Here is a 515-nt window from a genome sequence, read left to right on the forward strand (position 1 = left end):
TTAGCCTCACAACTCTTACAACGTACATTACTACGCGAGCAATGCTTTAATCAGCCCTTAGTGCTTCACTCAGATAACGGTGCGCCAATGAAATCACTCACGCTCAAAGCAAAGATGGATGAGCTAGGTATTACCTCATCGTACAGCCGACCACGAGTCAGCGATGATAATCCTTATGTTGAGTCGCTGTTCCGAACCGTGAAGTATATACCGAGCTGGCCCACGAAAGGCTTTGATGGTCTGGAAGAAAGTCGTTGTTGGGTCAACGGGTTTGTACGTTGGTATAATACTGAGCACAAGCATAGCAAGTTAAATTATGTTACACCTTCCGAGCGTCATAGTGGAAAGGATAGAGAGATCTTAGCGCATCGTGCAGAGGTACTACTGAGTGCGAAAAATAAAAATCCAGGGCGTTGGTCTCGTGATATCAGAAGCTGTGAGCCTGTTGGTGAAGTGCATTTAAATCCAGAAAAAGATGCTGCTTAATATCTAAGCAAATGATGACAACTAACTTG

1 protein-coding gene is annotated in these 515 nt (G+C 44.3%); it reads left to right on the top strand.

Annotated elements, in window-relative coordinates; genetic code table 11:
- Positions 1 to 486: integrase core domain-containing protein (locus tag VOR_RS0103915; protein WP_010318427.1), on the top strand; the 486-nt coding region annotated here is incomplete at its 5' end.
- Positions 487 to 515 lie beyond the last annotated feature (29 nt).

This window comes from Vibrio ordalii ATCC 33509, from assembly GCA_000257205.1.
Classification (GTDB): domain Bacteria; phylum Pseudomonadota; class Gammaproteobacteria; order Enterobacterales; family Vibrionaceae; genus Vibrio; species Vibrio ordalii.